The sequence below is a fragment of the Streptomyces sp. NPDC008163 genome (genome assembly GCF_042956885.1).
Classification (GTDB): Bacteria; Actinomycetota; Actinomycetes; order Streptomycetales; family Streptomycetaceae; genus Streptomyces; species Streptomyces drozdowiczii_A.
In genome coordinates this window covers 490206-509047 of the sequence record NZ_JBIBHG010000004.1, presented here as the reverse complement: position 1 = coordinate 509047, position 18842 = coordinate 490206, and the positions used below count along the sequence as shown (strand labels likewise).

At 69.9% G+C, this 18842-nt stretch carries 14 protein-coding genes; 10 read left to right on the top strand and 4 right to left on the bottom strand.

What is annotated here, in order from left to right:
* Nucleotides 1-18: 18 nt before the first annotated feature.
* Nucleotides 19-765: a TetR/AcrR family transcriptional regulator C-terminal domain-containing protein gene (locus tag ACFZAT_RS12695; RefSeq protein WP_391263557.1), complete on the bottom strand. Its 747-nt coding sequence runs from the start codon at nt 763-765 to the stop codon at nt 19-21.
* A 226-nt stretch (nt 766-991) separates the two neighbouring features.
* Entirely contained in the window at nt 992-2566 is a 1575-nt protein-coding gene (locus tag ACFZAT_RS12690) for an MFS transporter (protein ID WP_391263555.1), read from the bottom strand.
* A gap of 816 nt (nt 2567-3382) precedes the next feature.
* Between ACFZAT_RS12690 and ACFZAT_RS12685 the strand changes: the two genes are divergently transcribed.
* Nucleotides 3383-6208 carry a LuxR C-terminal-related transcriptional regulator gene (locus ACFZAT_RS12685; protein ID WP_391263553.1) on the top strand — a complete coding sequence of 942 codons (2826 nt, stop codon included), beginning with the start codon at nt 3383-3385 and terminating at the stop codon, nt 6206-6208.
* 328 nt (nt 6209-6536) lie between these two features.
* Entirely contained in the window at nt 6537-7379 is an 843-nt protein-coding gene (locus ACFZAT_RS12680) for an alpha/beta hydrolase (protein WP_391263551.1), read from the top strand.
* A gap of 68 nt (nt 7380-7447) precedes the next feature.
* Here ACFZAT_RS12680 and ACFZAT_RS12675 read toward each other — a convergent pair whose 3' ends face one another.
* Nucleotides 7448-8554: an ATP-grasp domain-containing protein gene (locus ACFZAT_RS12675; protein ID WP_391263549.1), complete on the bottom strand. Its 1107-nt coding sequence runs from the start codon at nt 8552-8554 to the stop codon at nt 7448-7450.
* Between the two features lie 149 nt (nt 8555-8703).
* Entirely contained in the window at nt 8704-9966 is a 1263-nt protein-coding gene (locus tag ACFZAT_RS12670; protein ID WP_391263547.1) for an ATP-grasp domain-containing protein, read from the bottom strand.
* A gap of 343 nt (nt 9967-10309) precedes the next feature.
* Here ACFZAT_RS12670 and ACFZAT_RS12665 point away from each other — a divergent pair, with 343 nt between their 5' ends.
* From ACFZAT_RS12665 to ACFZAT_RS12630, 8 genes are read left to right on the top strand one after another with little or no spacing between them, the layout of a single operon-like run.
* A complete protein-coding gene (locus tag ACFZAT_RS12665) occupies nt 10310-11302 on the top strand; it encodes an N-acetylneuraminate synthase family protein (RefSeq protein ID WP_391263545.1) in 993 nt (330 codons plus the stop codon).
* Nucleotides 11303-11309: 7 nt separating this feature from the next.
* On the top strand, nt 11310-12119 hold the full coding sequence (locus ACFZAT_RS12660) for an SDR family oxidoreductase (RefSeq protein ID WP_391263544.1): 810 nt from the start codon (nt 11310-11312) through the stop codon (nt 12117-12119).
* 35 nt (nt 12120-12154) lie between these two features.
* Entirely contained in the window at nt 12155-14071 is a 1917-nt protein-coding gene (locus ACFZAT_RS12655; protein ID WP_391263542.1) for a transketolase C-terminal domain-containing protein, read from the top strand.
* A 44-nt stretch (nt 14072-14115) separates the two neighbouring features.
* On the top strand, nt 14116-14790 hold the full coding sequence (locus tag ACFZAT_RS12650; protein WP_391263540.1) for an RraA family protein: 675 nt from the start codon (nt 14116-14118) through the stop codon (nt 14788-14790).
* 9 nt (nt 14791-14799) lie between these two features.
* Nucleotides 14800-15708, top strand: a complete 909-nt coding sequence (locus ACFZAT_RS12645; RefSeq protein WP_391263539.1) for a sugar nucleotide-binding protein — start codon at nt 14800-14802, stop codon at nt 15706-15708.
* On the top strand, nt 15705-17042 hold the full coding sequence (locus tag ACFZAT_RS12640) for a D-arabinono-1,4-lactone oxidase (RefSeq protein ID WP_391263537.1): 1338 nt from the start codon (nt 15705-15707) through the stop codon (nt 17040-17042). The genes ACFZAT_RS12645 and ACFZAT_RS12640 overlap by 4 nt, the downstream gene beginning before the upstream one ends.
* Nucleotides 17039-17716, top strand: a complete 678-nt coding sequence (locus ACFZAT_RS12635; RefSeq protein ID WP_391263535.1) for an HAD-IA family hydrolase — start codon at nt 17039-17041, stop codon at nt 17714-17716. The genes ACFZAT_RS12640 and ACFZAT_RS12635 overlap by 4 nt, the downstream gene beginning before the upstream one ends.
* Nucleotides 17713-18702: a branched-chain amino acid transaminase gene (locus ACFZAT_RS12630; protein WP_391263533.1), complete on the top strand. Its 990-nt coding sequence runs from the start codon at nt 17713-17715 to the stop codon at nt 18700-18702. Before ACFZAT_RS12635 ends, ACFZAT_RS12630 begins: the two co-directional genes overlap by 4 nt.
* The last annotated feature ends 140 nt before the right edge of the window (nt 18703-18842 follow it).

Genomic DNA, 18842 nt, shown 5'->3' with positions numbered 1-18842 from the left:
GCGGGCCGGTGCGTGCGGTCAGGCCGTGTGTTCCCCCTGCCGGGTGCGTACCAGGACCTCGACACCGTCGAGCACCCGCTGCAGTCCGAAGGTGAACTCGTTGGTGGGCGCGTCGATGACACCGGCGGCGACGAGACCGCTCAGCACGGGGAAGCTCGCCTCGTCGATGAGGTGGGCGAGGATGTGCCCGTACTGGGGCATGGAGTCCTGGGTCTCGCCGGGCATCTGCAGCGCGTTGGGGGACAGCTTGGTCCCCGCGTGCACGTAGCCGTTCATCAGCAGCACCACGGAGAACTGTTCGGTCGCGCTGAGCCGGGTGCCGGCCAGCATCTGCAGACCGCACTCCATCCATGACAGCTGGCCCGGCTCCAGCGGCGGCCCGCTCGTCGGGATCTGCAGCATCCACGGGTGGCGCTGGTAGACGCCCAGCAGCTCCGTGGTCCAGCGCTCGAGACCGGCCCGCCAGTCCTTGACCCGCGTCCCCGGAAACGGCGGGGCGCCGTACGCGGTGTCCAGCATGAGCGCCAGCAGGTCGTCCTTGGTCGCCACGTGGCGGTACAGGGACATGGTCGCGCAGCCCAGCCGTTCCGCCAGGCGCGCCATGGACAGCTGGGGGAGCCCCTCGGAGTCCGCGTACTTGATCGCCTCGGCGACGATCCGCTCCTGGCTCAGCTCCAGCTGGGATCCCCGCGGCGGACGCTGCCGGGACTCCCACACCCGCGCCACGCTCGGAGGCAGGGTTCCGTCCTTGTCTTTGGTGCTCACCTGATGCTCGCTCTCGACGGAGTCTGGACGGGACGCGTGGGGGTAAGTGAAACGTACCGGTGCCGGTGCCCACGCGGCGGTGCCGGAACTCTGCGCGGCAGGCTGTAGCCGCCGAGTCTAGTGGCCCGGGGCCGCCGGGCCGGGCAGGGCCGGTCCCGGCGTGCGACGGTGCCCCGCCCGTGGTGCACGGGCGGGGCACCGTCGCCGGCGGAAGCTGTGGTGCCTCTCACGGGGCGGGTTCCACCACCTGCGGCAGGTCGCTCTTCGGGGGTGCCGGCTCCGAGGCGGTGGCGACGGGCACCTTGCGCAGAAGGAACGCGCTGACCACGGCGGTCACACCGAGGACCCCCACGGCGGTCAGCGCCGCCAGGTTGAGGCCGTTGGTGAAGGCTTCCTGCCCCGCCTTCAGCAGCTGGTCCCCGGCGTCGCCGGGGAGCTGGGAGGCCACCGCGTTGGTACCGCCGATGCTGCCGCGCGCGCCCTCCAGGGCCGCCGAGGACACACCGCTGGGCTGCACGTCCGCCATCTGGTGGTGGAAGACGGCCAGACCGATCGTGCCGAACGAGGCGAAGCCGAGCGCGTTGCCCAGCTCGTTGGCGGTCTCCGAGACGGCGGCCGAGGATCCGGCGCGCTCCGCCGGGGCGGAGGCCAGGACGATGTCGGCGACCAACGCCTTCACCATGAGCAGACCGGCCGCGATCAGTGCGACACCGCCCATGACGAACAGGATCGGCGAGCTGACCTCGACGAAGGTCAGCAGCCCGCAGCCGACCGCCATGACGATCATGCCGACGGCGAGGAAGTTGCCCGGTCGCACCCGCCGGGAGAACTTCGCGGTGATCGGAGCGGCCATGGCCACCACGGGGAAGGCGGTCAGCGACCAGAGGGCGGCGGTGAAGGGCCGCAGGCCCAGGACCGACATCATGAACTGGTTGACCAGCAGGTTGATGCCGATGAGCGTGCCGTGCACGACCAGGGTGATGCAGACCGAGCCGCTGAAGCCCCGGTGGCGGAACAGCTCCAGGTCGAGGAGGGGGCTCGCCGCGGTGCGCTGGCGCTGCACGAAGAACACCCCGACCACGAAGCCGACGGCGATGACGATTACGGACTCGGGGCTGTAGCCGTTGACGGCCAGCTCCTTGACGCCGTAGACGACCGACAGGATCGCCACGAAGGACAGCAGCGCGCCCACCACGTCCAGCTTCCCGCGCGAGGGGTCACGGTGCTCCGGCAGCAGGAAGGGCGCGAGCAGCACCAGCAGAAGCATGATGGGGATGTTGATGAGGAAGACCGATCCCCACCAGAAGTGGTCGAGCAGCAGTCCGCCGATCACGGGGCCGAAGGCCGTGCTGCTGGTGAGCACGCCGGTCCAGGCCGCGATGGCGGTCTTGCGCTGATCCGGATCGTTGAACATGACGCGGATCAGGCCGAGGACGGTCGGCGTCATCGGTGCCGCCGCCAGGCCGAGCAGGGCGCGGCAGGCGATGAGAGCCTCCGGCGTGGTCGCCATGGCCGCGCCCGCCGAGGCGACGCCGAACATCAGCGACCCGATGATGAGCAGCTTGCGCCGGCCGATCTTGTCGCCGACCCACCCCATCGGAATCAGCAGTCCGGCCAGGACGAACGGATAGACGTCCATGATCCACAGCAGCTGGGGCGCGCTCGGCTTGAGGTCCGCGCTGATGGCCGGGACGGCGAAGTTCAGCACCCCGATGTCCAGCATGATCAGCAGCGAACCCAGGGTGAGCACAGCCAGGCCCACCCACTCCTTCGTGCCTGCCCTGGCTTTGATCTCAGTCATCGCTCTCCCTCTCATTGCGTACGTCGCACGCTAACGCGTATCGCATACGCGTAGCGTACCGAGTATCGTGGCGCGTATCAAGTACGCAGCAAGCTGATCGGCTGAAACTCCTGTCGAGGGCTACTGGATGGGCGCCCGCTCTTCCGTTGCACGTCACCGCCCGTTTGCTTGAAGGGTGAACTGGCGAACGAGCGGCTAAGTTGGACGCCGAACACGTTGGTGAACACGCGAACACCGCAACGAGGGTCGACGAGGGCCGCTACTGGGCCCACGGGGGAGTCGATGAGTGTGTCGGAAGTGTGGGAAGGGCTGGGCAGCATCTGCCGGCCCCCGGAGTACGAGGCGGACTCGCCTCCGCGATCGTCGGCGGAGGTTCCTGTGACCGTCTCCAGGAACGGCCGGCGAGACCGAGGGCGACGGCGCCCCGGCCCAGATCGCGGCATCGGGGTAGGCCCTTCGGCCGCCCCTCGAAAGGTCATATACGGCTCGGCCGCTCGCCGATGGTCCGGCGAGTGGGGAAGGCTGGGGTGATCGACCCGGCGTATCGGTCCGCCGCACCGGACCGTCGTGGTTCCGCGCGGCATCCGTGTCGGCGTCCTGTGCCACCGGCCCAGGACGGACACCGCCGGATCGCCGCGGGGCCGCCTGCGCGGGATCGCTCGGATCGTGCTCAGTGGGGTGAACGTCCGCTCTTTCCAGGCGGACAGTTGGCGCCGTTTGTCCAGCGCACCGACTCGGTGCGGGTCCAAGGGTGGATTCCGCATGCCGGGTTGCCTTTAATTCTTAATTTACGGGGAAAATAGGGGGCAGCGAAATATGGGTGACCATATATACCGTGAAGCACTCGAAAGTCTTATCGATCAGTACACCGAATCAGTCGCCGGCAGCGGCCAACTCGCCCTCGTCACAGGCGGACTGGCCAGCGGGAAGACCCGCCTGCTGTATGACTTCGCGAGCTATGTGAAGCAGCAGGACGCGCTTCATCTCACCGCGACCGGCTCCAGGGCGGAATCCACCTTCCCGGTCGGTGTCATAGACCAGCTGTGCCGCAACGCCGAAATACCGCCGGAGGTGGCGACCCGTATCTCCGGGCTGCTGCAGTCGGACTCACTGGCGCGCGAATACGCCCCCGACGACCTGGACCTGCGCCGGCAGGACGCCAGGATCATCCACGCCATCAGCGTCGAACTGCTGGAGCTGTCCAGGAACCGTCCCCTGGTCATCAGCATCGACGACATGCAGTTCGTCGACGGCCTGTCGCTCCAGCTCCTCCTGCACCTGCGCCGCCGCATGGCTTCGGCCCAGGTGATGATCGTGATGACCGAGTGGAGCTGGGGCCACCCCGCCCTGTCGCGGTTCCACGCCGAGATCACCCAGCAGCCCCACCGGCACCTGAAGGTCGCCCCCCTGTCGGTCGCGGAGGTCACCGAACTCCTCGCCCAGGAGACGGACTTGCGGCATGCCGAGGAGTACGCGCCCGCCTTCCACCGCTTCACAGCCGGCAACCCCCTGCTGACCAGAGCACTCATGGAGGACTACGGCCAGCGCTGCGCGGCGCTGCCCGCCTGTGAGGGCGACCCCGCCGAGCGCGCCGCCGGTCCCGCCTTCGCCCAGGCCGTTCTCAACTGCCTCTACCGCTGGGACACCCGGCTCCTCGAAGTGGCCCAGGGACTGGTCGTGCTGGGCGAGGAGGCGTCCCCCCAGCTCGTCGGGCAGCTGGTGTCGCTCCCCGTCGAATCCGTGGAGCAGGTGGTGCAGGTGCTCTCGGCGGCCGGTCTGCTCAAGGGCAGCCGCTTCCGGCACTCCGTCGCCGAGGACGCCGTCCTGGGCACCCTCGACTCCACCACGCGGGCCCGCAGGCACGGCGCGGCCGCCCGGCTCCTCCAGAACCAGGGCGCCGACGCCCAGACCGTCGCCGCCCACCTCATCGCCGCGGGCGGCACCCCGGACAACTGGAACGTCCCGGTGCTCAAGTCCGCCGCGGCCAGGGCCCAGGCCGACGACGACGTCGACCGGGTGGTCGACTGCCTGGAGCTGGCCGTCGCCGCCGCCACCAGCAACGAGGAGCGCCGCGAGCTGCGCCGGGGCCTCGCTCGCTCCGTGTGGCGGCTCGACCCGGCGGCGGCCGACCGCCACCACACCGAGGCCCGGCAGGCGATGCGGGACGGCACCCTGACCAAGCAGGATTGCGCGGCGCTGCTCAAGCAGTCCCTCTGGCAGGGCGACCTGGCCACCGCGAAGGCCGCGAACCAGGCGTACATGACCCTCGACGGTCCCCGCGACAAGTACACCGAGGCGGAACTGGTCCTCACCTACCGCTGGTTCTACGGCCCGATGTCCGGACACAGCTGCGAGGACCCCGAATCCGCCCGCCGGGGCGACAGCGAGGCGCGTGAGGAGGACCCGTGGACCCGCGCGGTCAACTCCGTGGCCGCCGGGCCCCTCTCGGCCGGCGTCAAGAACGCCGTGGCCAGCGCGGAGCACATCCTGGAGAGCTGCCGGCTCGGCGAGCCCCTCCTCGAGGTCGTCATCGCCGCCCTGCTGACCCTGGTGTGCGGCAACCTCCTGGACCGGGCCGGCGAGCGGTGCGATGCCCTGTACGCCGAGGCGGAGCGCCGCGGCGGGCTGACCTGGCAGGCGGCCCTCGGAAGCGTCCGCGCCGACATCGCCCTGCGCCGGGGAGACCTGAGCACCGCCGTCTCGCACGCCCAGTCCGCGCTCGCCCTGCTCCCTCCGCAGAGCTGGGGCGTGATGCTCGGCTACCCGCTCAGTACGCTGGTGCGCGCCCACACCGCCATGGGCGAATACGACGCCGCAGAGGAATCGGTTCGCCAGTTCACCTCGGAAGCGACCCCGACCACCGTGTGGGGCCTGCGCTTCCTGCACGCGCGGGGCCATTACTACCTGGCGACCGAGCGGGTGCTCGCCGCCGTCAAGGACTTCCAGACCTGCGGCCGGCTGGCCTACGACGCGGAGCTCGACGTCGCCGAGCTCGTGCCCTGGCGAAACGGCCTCGCCGAGGCCAACATGCGGCTCGGTCGCACCAACGTGGCGCAGGACCTGGTCAAGCAGCAGCTCAACCGGCCCCAGGGCGTGGACCTGTGCACCCGGGGTGTCTCCTTGCGACTGCTCGCCGCCGCCGCCGGCGACCCGATGCAGCGCACGGCCCTGCTGCGCAAGTCCGTCGACCTGCTCCAGGTCTCCGGCGACCGCATGGAGCTGGCCCGCTCGCTGGCCGACCTGAGCGAGGCGTACCAGGGCGTGGGGGAGTTCGACGAAGCACGGGCGACCGCCTGGCGGGCCGTTCAGGAGACCAAGATCTGCCAGTCGGGATCGCGCCCGCTGCAACGAGTGCCCGCGCAGCGCAGCGTCGAGACCGTCGTTCCGGCCCAGGAGACCGAGACCGACACCCCGGCCACAGCCATCGGCACCGGCGCCGACGGTGTGACGCTCAGCGAGGCCGAGGGCCGGGTGGCCCAGCTGGCCGCGCGGGGCTTCAGCAATCGCGAGATCAGCCGCAAGCTGTTCATCACGGTGAGCACCGTCGAACAGCACTTGACGCGCGTCTACCGCAAGCTGGGTGTCAACAGCCGACGGGCCCTGCCCACGCTTCTCCCGCTGCCACAATTGCAGGCCATGTAATGCCCTTCGGGCACGCTAGGGGCTGTTAGGGGTATTCGGGGAACAGCCCCTCTCCATAACGTACGGACAGTGGAACGGCCGAGGATCGCCATATCGCGCCGAGCGCACACCCCCGTGCGGCTCGTCGATGGTGACGGCCGGCCATGGCGAGAGCCCGGAGGACGCATCCGCCGGATGCCGTTCACGGGCTCTCCGGACGACCGGTCCGGAGCGGTGGGGTCATTGTTCCCCCGCGTACCCCGCTCCTCCGGACCGGCCTTCCGTATCACTGGGAAACCGCGTCCCCCATCGGACGCACCCCGGAATGTCTCGTCACGTGGAGGGTGCCATGAGCGGACTGATGCACTGGGAGGAATTGCGCTCCGGGGATTCCGGAGAGGTGGTTCTGGCGGTCGACTCTCCGCCGCACGGTCCGGCGGCGGCCGACTTCCGCGAGCTGACGCCTCTTCTGGAGACCCGGCACAGCGTGTGGCGCGCCGTGGAACGCCCGCACAGCGGACCCCCGCGCGGCGCGTCCCTCGACGCCTACCTCGCGCCGTGGACGGATGAGATCCGCTCCCGCGGGCTGCGGGTACGCGCGGTGCTCGGCTACAGCCTCGGCGGCATCTTCGCCGGTGTGATCGCCGACGGGATCGGCCGCTCGCAGGGCGTCGCCCCCGAAGTCCTTCTGTTCGACCCCGAACTGGTCGACACCGACATGGTCCTGGACGAGTTCCGCCGACTGGTGTCCACGGTCTCCCCGAGCCTTGCGACCGGGAAGCTGGAGCGCCTGGAGCGTGACGGTGCCGCCACCCTGGACACGCACCGGGACGACGCCAAGGCCCTGGCCCTGGGCCTGTACTCGGCGCTCAGCCACGCCATCGACGACGAACTGGACGCGGTGGGTTCCACCGCCGGCCTCGCCCTGGACATCATGAACACGGCCGCGGCCCGGCTGTCCTCGCTCGCCATCGCCGAATCGGTCGACGTGCTCCCGCTCTGGCTGGCCGGCACCGCACTGTGCTCCTCCAGCCCCGACAGCGGCCTGAGCCGCACCAGGACCGCGATGCTGCTGCCCGAGGCCGCTCTCGTCGGCCGGGAGATCCTCTTCGAGGAGCAGCACGCCGAAGTGCTCAGAAGCTCCGCGGTGGCCCGCAAGACGTCCGAGCTGCTGGGCGGCCCTCGCCTCTGACCCTCGCCCCCATCCGCGCCGCAGCGCCCGACCGCCCTTGCGATCGGGCGCTGCCGCTCGTCACGGACTCAGTGAGCGCGGGCCGTCGGCTCGCCGTCCGCACGGATCACCGTCGAGCGCTCGAACCAGTCCAGCGCCTCGGCCAGCGACGTCTCGACGTCGGCCCGCGTGGCTCCGGTGGCCAGCACGGAGCCGATCTTCTCCACGCTCATCAGGGCGGGCTTCAGGACCGTACCCGCTTCGGCGTGCCGGTGATAGGCGCTGATGCCGGGCACCGGACAGGTGTCGGGGATCTCCAGCAGCGTGCCCGGGCGCGGCGGGAAGAGCGAGAGCCCCGCGATTCGCTCGGGCGCGGCCGGGATCAACGGGACGTCGTTCGCGGCCAGCGACCGCACGTACACCTCGGGCAGCGTGATCCCGAAGCCGAGCTGCAGCACGTGCTCGATCATCCCGCCGCCCATGCGGCTCGCCACCTCGTTGAACACCAGAAGCCCCTCCGCGTCGCGGAAGACCTCGGCGTGGAACATGAAGGTGCCGGGTACCGGAAGGGCCGCCAGGGCGCTGCGGGTGATCTCCCGCAGCGGTTCCAGCAGCGGATCGTCCGCGTCCAGCAGGCAACTGTGGAGCGCGCGTCCGCGCATGATGTCCAGGCAGGAGGTGTCGCCCTGGGTCGAGGGCCACATCAGCAGCGGTTGTCCGTCGGTGATGATGCCGTCGACGTGGAACAGCTCGTGCTCGATGTACTTCTCGACCAGCAGCTGGGCCCCGTCGTCCGTGCCGAGGTCACGGTGGGCGGCCAGCAGTGCCGTGAGACCGTCCCGGTCCCGCAGGACGTGCACTCCCATGGAGCCGCCGCCTCTTCGCGGCTTGACCACGACCGGATATCCGTGCTGCTCGACGAAGCCCAGCAGGTCGTCCAGATGGCTCACCGGGGCGTACGGCGCCACGCGGACGCCGGCCCCGTCGAGCAGCCGCTTCATCCGCAGCTTGTCCCGGAAGGCGACGGCGCTGCCGACGTCCTGGCCGGGCAGATCCATCAGCTGCCGCAGGCGCGCGGCGCGCAGGATGTCGAACTCCGACAGGGCGACCACCCGGTCGAAGCCCATCTTCCGGTGGAGTTCCAGTGCGTGCAGCTCGACCAGGGGATTGAAGTGGAAATCGGGCAGGATTTCCACATGCGCATATCCTGCGAGTTGTTCCGCCCTGGTCTCCGGATCGTCCGAAACCGCCGCCTCATCGGTGAGGAGCACCGCTTCATGGGAACCGCCGATCCACTCCGGGAACCGCCGTCCCGAAAGCGGAGTGCGGTTCAGAACCAGAAACCTCACCGGACCTCCACTGATATCGCGTCACGGAACTCCAGGAATCCGGAATCCACGGCCGCGGCGGTATCGTCCGAGAACAGCACGTGCCCGTGGGCCGCCGACGCGTGCGGCGGAACAAGGACCCGGTCGCCGATCTGCCCGTACAGCACGATCTCACTGACGCGCTCGTCGTTTTCGATCTTCTCCATGCCGTGTACACCGACGAGTTCACCGGCCCGCTCGGCAAAGAACAGGTAGAAGCCCGTGGGCTTCGGGGACCGAGGCGGGACCAGCTTCGCCTCGCGCCCAGTGGAAAGATCGAGCAAAGCTTCCACCATGTCGATGCCCGTGCTGAGGAGAACCGACTGATAAACCGGGCCGCCGCCCAGCCGTCCGGCCGTCTCGAGAATGTACGGCTCGCCTTCCTCGGTCAGCCGGAATTCCGTGTGCGTGGCTCCGGTGCCGATACCGAGCGCCCGGTGCGCCTCGGCGGTCACCGCCGTGATGCGCTCGACGAGCTCGCCCGGCAGCCGGGTCGGAGTGGTGTAGTAGACCTCTTCGAAGAAGGGCCCCTCCATGGGCAGCGGCTTGTCGTGCACGGCCACCACGTGCGTGTTCCCGTCGACGACCAGCGACTCGACGCTGATCTCGGAGCCGGGGACGTAAGCCTCCAGCAGCACGGCCTCGCCGTACTCCTCCTTGGTGCGTACGTGCAACGGGTCGTGCGTGAAACCCGTCCAGGCGCCGTGCCTGATCGTGTCGAAGTGCTCGGCCAGCTCGGCGTCGTCGTCGACCCGGCGCACGTACTTGCTGCCACCCCCGATGAGCGGCTTGAGCACCAGCGGGTACCCGACGGAGGCAGCCGCCTCCTGTGCTTCCCCCAGGTCACGGGCGAGGGCGAAGCGCGGCTGGATCAGGCCGGCGGCACCGAACGCGGAGCGCATCGCGTACTTGTCGCGCGCCAGGAGGGCGGCCCGCTCGCCCACCGACGGCAGGCCCAACTCGGCCGCCACGGCCGCGGCGGCCGGCACGCTCTGCTCGACGAACGTCAGGACGCCGCGAATGGGCTCGGTCTCCTCGGCGGCGAGCAGCCTGGCCGCCGCGACCGTGTCCTCGATGCTGGCGGTGTCCGCCACCACCACGCGGTCGACGTAGTCCGCCTCCCACGTCGCGTCCTTCATCACCATCAGGAGCCGCTCGCCGTGCTCCCGCGCATAGTCCCGCACCCGGGCCAGGTGCTTTCGCCGACTGAGGTTCCGCGTGTGCAGTAGGAGGATGCTCACAGTTGTGTGTCTCTCAAATCGTTTAAATGCCGCGTGTGGATGGGCTGTTGGGAAACGGAAGCCTCTAGTCCGCACCGGAGGTTGCCAGTTGAGATCAAGCTCACGTCGCGTAGTGTCAACTACAGTCGACAGTGCGGAGATTGAGGCCGAAAACCCGTTGCTTCGGCGCGATCAGACCATGCTAGCGTTCGCCGGGTCAAACACCTCGGGGGAGCTGTGCGCCGTTTCGCGACCCGTTCCGTCGAGGATTCCAGGGGAATCAGCAGCATGCGGGGGGCGTAGTTAAATGTCGCGCAGTGTCACGATAGGCAACAGGAGCATCACCGACAGTACTGAAGCCTTTGTGATAGCCGAGATCGGTCACAACCACGGCGGGGACATAGGGCTGGCCGCCGAACTGGTGCGCATGGCCGCGGAATCCGGAGCGGACGCAGCCAAGCTTCAGAAGCGTGACAACAAGTCGCTGTACACCAAGGCGATGTACGACCAGCCGTACACGGGGCGTAACAGCTACGGCGCCACCTACGGATTGCACCGCGAAGCCGTGGAATTCGGAGAGCAGGAGTACCGCCACCTCGCCCAGGTCGCGGCCGACGCCGGCATCGCCTTCTTCTCGACCGCCTTCGACTTCAACAGCGTCGACTTCCTGGCGGAGCTGGGCGTCCCCGCCATCAAGATCGCCTCGGGCGACCTCACCAACACGCCCCTGCTCGCCTACGCGGCGAAGACCGGCATCCCGCTGGTCATCAGCACCGGCGGAGCGGACATGGCGGACGTTCGCCGCGCGGTCGAGACCATCCTGCCGCTCAACGACCAGCTCGCCGTCCTCCAGTGCACCGCCGCCTACCCCGCCACACCCGACGTGCTGAACCTCTCGGTCATCAACACCTACCGCGAGGAGTTCCCCGACGTCGTCGTCGGCCTGTCCGGCCACGACGTCGAGACCGAGTCGAGCGTCATCGCCTACACCCTCGGCGCACGCATCATCGAGAAGCACGTCACGCTCGACCGCTCCATGCCCGGCAGCGACCACCACTTCTCGCTCGAAGCCGGCCATCTGCGAGACCTCGTCGACAGCCTGGAACGCACCCGCCGGTCCCTCGGCAGCCCGGTCAAGGAGCTGCTGCCGGTCGAGGCACCCGCCCTGCACAAGATGGCCAAGAAGCTCGTCGCCGCCCGCGACCTGGCCGCCGGCGAAATCCTCGCCGCCGATGACATCGCCATCAAGTCGCCCGGCGACGGTCTGCGTCCGTACCTGCTGGAGGAGCTGGTCGGCCGGCCGCTGCTGGCGCCGCTGGCCGCCGACGAAGACATTCAGCTCAGCGACCTCGGCTGACCGCGCCGTGAGTGCACACACCGACCTGACGGGACAGGTCGCGGTCGTCACGGGTGTTCTCGGCAAGCTGGGTGCCATCTGGACCGACGCGCTGCTCGGCGCGGGCGCCCGGGTCGTGGGTCTGGACCGGGTGCCGTCCGTGCCGGACGCCTTCGCCGCCGTGCTCGAACGCCATGACGCCGACCGCTTCCACCTGCTGGAGGCCGATGTCACGGACACGGGGAGCCTGCGTGCCGCGCTGGCCCGGTGCCGGGCCGAGGCCGGCACGCCGACGATCCTCGTCAACAACGCGGGGATCGACCAGCCGCCGTCCGCCACCGGCGAAAGCTGGCTCTTCGGCGACATCCCGGCCGAGGTGTCCGCGGCCGTCCTCGACGTCAACGCGCTGGGGGTGCTGCGGGTCTGCCAGGTCTTCGGCACGGCGATGGCCGAGGCGGGCACGGGGTCCGTCATCAACATCGGCTCCCTGTACGGCTCGATGGCACCCGACCCGCGCCTGTACGAGCACCTGCCGCAGGACCCGCCGTTCCTCAAGCCGCCGGCGTACGGCATGTCCAAGGCTGCCGCCGCCGCCCTGACCCGTTACCTCGCCGCCCTGTGGGGACCGGCCGGTGTGCGGGTCAACACGCTCTCGCCGGGTGGCGTGCTCGGCGGTCAGGACCCCGAATTCCGGGCCAAGTTCAGCGCACGCGTACCGCTGCGGCGGATGGCCGAAACCTCGGACCTGACCGGACCGCTTCTGTTCCTCGCTTCCGGCATGAGCAGCTACGTCACCGGCACCGAACTGCTCGTCGACGGCGGTTACGTCAGCTGGTGAGGCGGAGGCCGTCACCCGTTACTCCTGGAGAAGCCATGAACACCACTCTCGCCTGGCTGCCCGCCGACGAGTTCACGCGCATCCTGAACGGCATCCCCGATCGCCACGACCGGAGCAAGGCGTTCGCGGACGCCGCCCGGATCAACACCCTCTACAGCATCATGCGGGCGGGATCCGGCCACCTAGGGTCCAGCTTCAGCGCGGCCGACACCGTCGCCTGGCTGCTGCTGGAGGAGATGCGGTCCCCCTTCGAGCCCGACGGAGACGTCTACTTCTCGTCCAAGGGCCACGACGCGCCCGGACTCTACGCGGCACTGATCGCCCTCGGCGCGCTGCCCGAGGACAAGCTCCACCAGCTGCGCAGGCTCGGCGGCCTGCCCGGCCACCCCGACGTCAGCCTCCCGCACATGCACGCCAACACGGGCTCTCTCGGGATGGGCATCTCCAAGGCGAAGGGCATGATCCTGGCCGACCGGCTCATCGGCGCCGACCGCCGCGTCTACGTCCTCACCGGGGACGGCGAGCTCCAGGAGGGCCAGAACTGGGAGGCGCTGGCGGGGGCGGTCCACCGCGACATGGGCGAACTGACCGTCATCGTGGACCACAACAAGATCCAGTCGGACACCTGGGTCGCCGATGTGAGCGACCTCGGTGACCTCCAGGCCAAGTTCGCCGCATTCGGCTGGGCCGTGCTGCGCTGCGACGGCAACTCCGCCAAGGACCTCGACGCCACCCTCCGCCTCCGCGAGAAGGAGTGCGCCGGCCGGCCCGCGGTCGTCATCGCCGACACCGTCAAGGGCGCCGGCTGCACCACCTTCGCGGCGACCTCCATGCCCGAGGGGGAGTGGCGCTACCGCTTCCACAGCGGGGCACCCGCCGTCGAGGACTACCTCGCCGCACACCGGGAACTGGTGGCGTCCGTCGACGGACTGCTCGGCCGCCATGGCCTGGCGCCGCTCGCCCCGACGACCGCGGAAGCGGTACTGCCCGCCAAGGCGACCGGCCCGAAACTCCCCGAGGTCTACGGCCGGGCTCTGGTCGAACGCGCCCGGACGGACGAGAGGATCGTGGCGCTCGACGCCGACCTCGTTCTCGACACCGGCCTCATCCCGTTCTCCGAGGCCCTTCCGGACCGCTTCTTCGAGTGCGGCATCGCCGAACAGGACATGGTGTCGATGGCGGGAGGACTCGCCTCGCGCGGCCTGCTGCCCTTCGCGCACTCCTTCTCCTGCTTCCTGCACGCCCGGCCCAACGAGCAGATGTACAACAACGCCTCCGAGCGCCGGAAGGTCGTGTACGTCGGCTCACTCGCCGGTCTCATCCCGGCCGCTCCGGGCCACTCCCACCAGGCGGTGCGCGACATCAGCGCACTCGGCGCCATCCCGGGCCTGGTCCTGCTGGAGCCGGCGAACTCCGCCGAGACCGAGGCCGCCGTCGCGTTCTGCGCCGAGACCGACACCAGCGTCTACCTCCGGCTCGTCAGCACCCCGGTGTCCGAGGAGGCCGAGTCGCTGGGCGCACAGCCGCTGGCGACCGGACGAGGCCGCGTCGTCAGGCAGGGCGGTCGCACCGTCGCCATCGGCTCCGGCCCCATCGTGCTCACCCAACTGCTGCGCGCCGCGGACCTGCTGGCGGCCGAGGGCGTCGATCTCACCGTGGTGGCGTTGCCCTGGCTGAACCGGGTCGACACCGCCTGGCTGTCCGAAACGGCCGCAGAGGCCGACGAGTTGTTCGTGGTCGAGAACCACTACACCCACGGCGGTCAGGCGGACCTGATCGCCCGGTCCCTGCTGGAGCTCGGCGCCGACCACGTCCCGTCGTTCGCCGGCATCGGCCTGACCGAGGTGCCGCTGTGCGGCACCGAGGCCGAGGTCCTCGACGCCCACGGCCTGAGCGCCCACACCCTCGCCCACCGGATCCGCGCCGGGCTGCGGCCGTCCCGGGACAGCTGACGCACCGGCCCGAGCCATCCACACCATCCGAAGAGGAGCACCTTATGGACACGGTCTACAACGACCTCTCCCGGCCGTCGCAGGACATCGTCGACGGCTTCCGTGAACTGCTGGCCGAGTACAGCCCGAGCTGCGTGGTCACCGACGCCCAGCGACGAGCCGGAGCGATCGGGGGATTCCAGGTCGTCCGTCACGACCAGAAGATCGCCGGGCCCGCGTTCACCATCGACCTGTCGATCGACGACTGGGTCAACACGCTGCCCATCCTCTCCCGCGCGCAGCCCGGTGACGTCATCGTCATGGCCTGCCACGGCCTGGCCACCACGGCGATGTGGGGCGGCCTGACCGCCACGGTCTCCCACAAGTTCGGCATAGCCGGGTCCATCATCGACGGCGCTGCCCGGGACATCGACGAGATCCGCGACATCGGCTTCCCCGTCTGGTACCGCACCACCTCGCCGCGGCAGTCGCCCGGCGCCGTCCACGACCGCATCGAGCCGGTCCAGGTCAATGTGCCGGTCTCGGTCGGCGGCCAGGTGATCTTCCCCGGCGACATCATCGTGGCCGACGAGAACGGTGTCGCCACCGTGCCTTCGGGCAGCGCCAAGACCGTGCTGGAGAGCGCCCGCGGAGTGGCGGCGCGCGAGAACGAGATCCGCGACCGCATCAGCTCCGGTGCTACGGCGGCTGACCTGCGGGCCGAGTTCGGCAACCTCTGAGGAGAAACGATGCGCCTCTACATCACCGGAGCGGACGGCAGCCTCGGCAAGGCCCTGACCCGGGAGCTGAGCAACGATCCGCGTACCGCCGACTGGCCCGTCCTCGGGGTGTCCGTGACGGACTTCGACATCGGCGACGAGCACGCCGTGACGGCCTCCATCGAGTCCTTCCGTCCGGACGTCGTGCTCCACCTGGCAGCCATCTCCATCGTGGCCGCCTGCGAGACGGACACCGAACTCGCCCTGCGCGTCAACGTCGCCGGTGTGCACCAGGTCGCCGAGGCGTGCCGCAGAACCGGCAGCCGCATGGTGTACATCTCCAGTGACTACGTCTTCGACGGCGTCTCGGCCCCCGAGGACGACTACCGGGAGACGGACGTCCCCAACCCGCTGAGCCTGTACGCGCTCACCAAGCTCGCCGGCGAGCAGATCGCCGAGCGGGTGCCCGAGCACCTCGTGGTCCGTACCTCCTGGCTGTTCGGCGGTGCGGCGGAGAACAACGACGACGTCCTCGCCACCATCCGCTCCGCCGAGCGAGGCGAGGGCCAGGAGCTGATCGACGACCAGTACAGCCGCCCCACCTACACCGTCGACCTGGCGCGGGCGCTCATCCACCTGATCACGCTGGACGAATTCCCCACCGGCATCCTGCACGTCGCCAACCGGAACCGGGCGACCCGCTACGAACTGGGCGCCCACGCCCTGCACGAGTACGACTCCGAGCTGCACGCCGAGCACCCGCCGACCGCGGTCTCCTTCGACGACTGCACCTTCGTCGGCGGCAGGCCCAAGGTATCCGTCCTCAACACCGACCGGCTCGCGCGGCTCGGTATGACCATGCCGACCTGGCAGGACGCCGTGGCCAGGCACTGCGCCGACCTCCGCGACGAAGCCGAATCCCGGAAAGTGACCGCATGAAACTGTTGAACCGGGCCACCACCGCCCCCACCACCTGGCGCAACTGGGCCAGGTCGGCCCGCTGCACGCCCGACCGCATCATTCGCGCCACGCACCAGAGCGACCTCGTCGACGCCGTGCGCTACGCAGCCGACCGGGGCCTGCCCCTGCGCGCCGCCGGTACGGGCCACTCGTTCAACCCCCTGGTCACCACCAGCGGTGTCGTGCTGGACATGACCGGCTACACCGGCATCGTCGCCCTCGACCCCGCCGCCCCGTCCGTCACCGTGCGCGGCGGCACCCTCCTGCGGGAGCTTAACTGGGCGCTCGACAAGGCCGGTCTGGCGCTGTCCAACATGGGGACCCTCGAAGAGCAGACCATCGCCGGGGCCATCTCCACCGGCAACCACGGCAGCGGTCTCGCCCACCGCCCCTTCTCCGGACAGGTCCTCGCCCTCACCCTCGTCACCGCCGACGGCAGCGTCCGCAGCTGCTCCCCCGAGGAGGACCCGGAACTCTTCGCCGCCGCCGCCACCTCGCTGGGCGCGCTCGGCGTCATCTCCACCGTCACCCTGCGCTGCGTACCGAAGTACAACCTCCGGGTCACCGAAGGCAGCCTGCCGCTGGAGAGCGTCCTGGAGGACATCGAGGCGTACGCCGGCAGCGCCGAGCACGCCACGTTCTCCCTGAAGGGCTGGAGCGACAACGCCTCCACGCTCAAGCTGGAGCCGACCGACGCGCCGGTGTCCGCCGAAGCAGACCGCCGCCGCCGCGCCAACACCCTCGGCGAGGTGCGCTGCGCCACGGCGGGGCTGGCGGGCCGCATCGACCAGCGCAGCGTGCGGCGCATCATGACCGCCCAGCTCGGCGGGGGGTCCGGCCCCGCGGACTACGTGGACGTCAGCTACAACGCGTTCACCTTCCCGCAGCCGGTGAAGTTCCTCTCCCTGGAATACGCCCTGCCGCTCACCTCGTCGGCCGACACGGTGCGCCAGGTGCACGAGGAGGTCAAGCGCTTCGGGCTGCGGACCCCGTACTCCATCACCGTGCGCTTCAGCGCCGGCGACGAGCTGCTGCTCAGCCCCGCCCAGGGACGTACGACGACCTACGTCAACATCACCGTCCCGCGCACCGTCGGCTACACCGAACTGCTGCGCACCTTCGAGGCGGTGCTCCTGGAGCACGACGGCCGGCCGCACTGGGGCAAGGCGCACACGGCCACCGCCGAGGTCATCGCCGACCGTTACCCGGGCTGGAAAGCCTTCCAGGACATCCGGGCCGAACTCGACCCGCAGGCGTTGTTCACCAGCGACTACCTCAGGCGTGTGCTCGGAAGCACACGCCCCCGGACGTGACTCCTGCCGGTGCCGTCACGGCCGTCGCCGTCCTGATGGACTTCGACGGACTCCTGTGCGACACCGAACGGGCCGCCCACCAGTCCTGGCAGAACCTCTACGGCCGGTACGGGCTCGCGTTTCCGGACGAGGTCTGGAGCGTCATGATGGGCCGGGCGACCGGCGAGTCGTACGCCGCCCAGGACCTCTCCCGGCGGCTCGACCGGGACCTGACCGCGAGTGAACTCCAGGAGCGGCGCCGGGACAAGCAGCGCCTGGCCTCGGCGGAACCGCTGAGGCCGGGCGTGGCCCGCCTGCTGGAGAGCGCCGGCAGCCAGGGCATCGCCTGCGCGGTCGTCTCCAGCTCCGAGCGGACCTGGGTCCACGGCCATCTCGAACGCCTGCAGGTCCGGGAGCGGTTCGACCACGTGGTCACGGGCGAACAGGTCCGGGCCCGCAAACCCGCGCCCGATCTGTACCTGCGGGCGATGCAGCTGCTGGACGCCGGCCCGGACGGCTGTCTGGCGCTGGAGGACTCCGCCACCGGCGTCGCCGCGGCGAAGGCCGCGGGCCTGCGCTGCGTCGCGGTACCCGGCGCCCGTGGCAGCCGTTCCGGGCTGGACGCGGCCGATCTCGTGCTCGACAGCCTGGAGCACCTCTCAACCACCAAGCCCAAAAAGGTGAGATCCGTATGACGACAGAAGCAGAATCGCCGGGCACCCCCATGTCCATCATGGACTCGCTGGTGCGCACGGACGTCGACCGCCCCGAATGGCTCTGGCGCAGCGGCTCCCTGGTGCCCTGGTCCGAGGCGAGCGTGCACGTCAACGCGGTGGGCCACGCCTCGGTCGCGGCGGTCTTCGAGGGCATCAAGGCGTACGTCTCGCACGACGGCGACAGCCTGCTGGTCCTCCGGCTGGACGAGCACCTCAGGCGCCTGTACGACTCGGCGCGCATCGTCCGCATCCACATCCCCTACGACCTCCCGACGCTGCGCGAGGCCGTCCTGGACGTCCTGCGCGCCAACCGGTACCGCGAGGACGTGTACCTGCGGCCCTGGGCGTTCCCGGCGGGCGTCATCCAGGAACAGATGGTTCCGGCCGGTGTCACCTGCGAAGTGGTCGTCGACAGCTGGACCTTCACGAGCGGTCTGGGCACCGAGCGCGGCTGCCGGGCGGCGGTCAGCTCCTGGACCCGCATCAACGAGGCGTCCATGCCCCCGCGGGTCAAGGCGTTCTCCAACTACCACAACGGCCGTCTGGCGATGATCGAGGCACGGGAGAACGGCCATGACTGGCCCATCCTCCTCAACGAGCGCGGCAAGGTGAGCGAGGGCCCCGGGGCCTGCATCGCGATCGTCCGCGACGGCGAGGTCATCACCCCGTCGACCACCAGCGGGATCCTGGAAAGCCTCACCCGGGCGACCTCGCTGACCCTGCTGCGCGAGATGGGCCGTACGGTGGTCGAACGCGATGTCGACCGCACCGAGCTGTACCTGGCCGATGAGGTCTTCTTCATGGGCACCGGCTGGGAGATCCTGCCGGTGACCTCGGTGGACGGACTCCAGGTCGGGGACGGGACCGCCGGGGAGGTCACGCGCGCACTCGACGCGGCCTACGCCGCCGTGGTTCGCGGCACGTCGGACCTGCACAAGGACTGGGTCACCGAAATCCCATTCTGACGGCCGCGTTGGGCCGGGACGCGGGTCAACGGTACGGTCTGGACTTCGACTTGACCGGCCGAAGACCCTGCGGCCCCTGGGCCGCAGGCCGCCGGTCCTGCTGCGATGATGCTCGTGCCGACCGGCAGGCAGCCGGACAG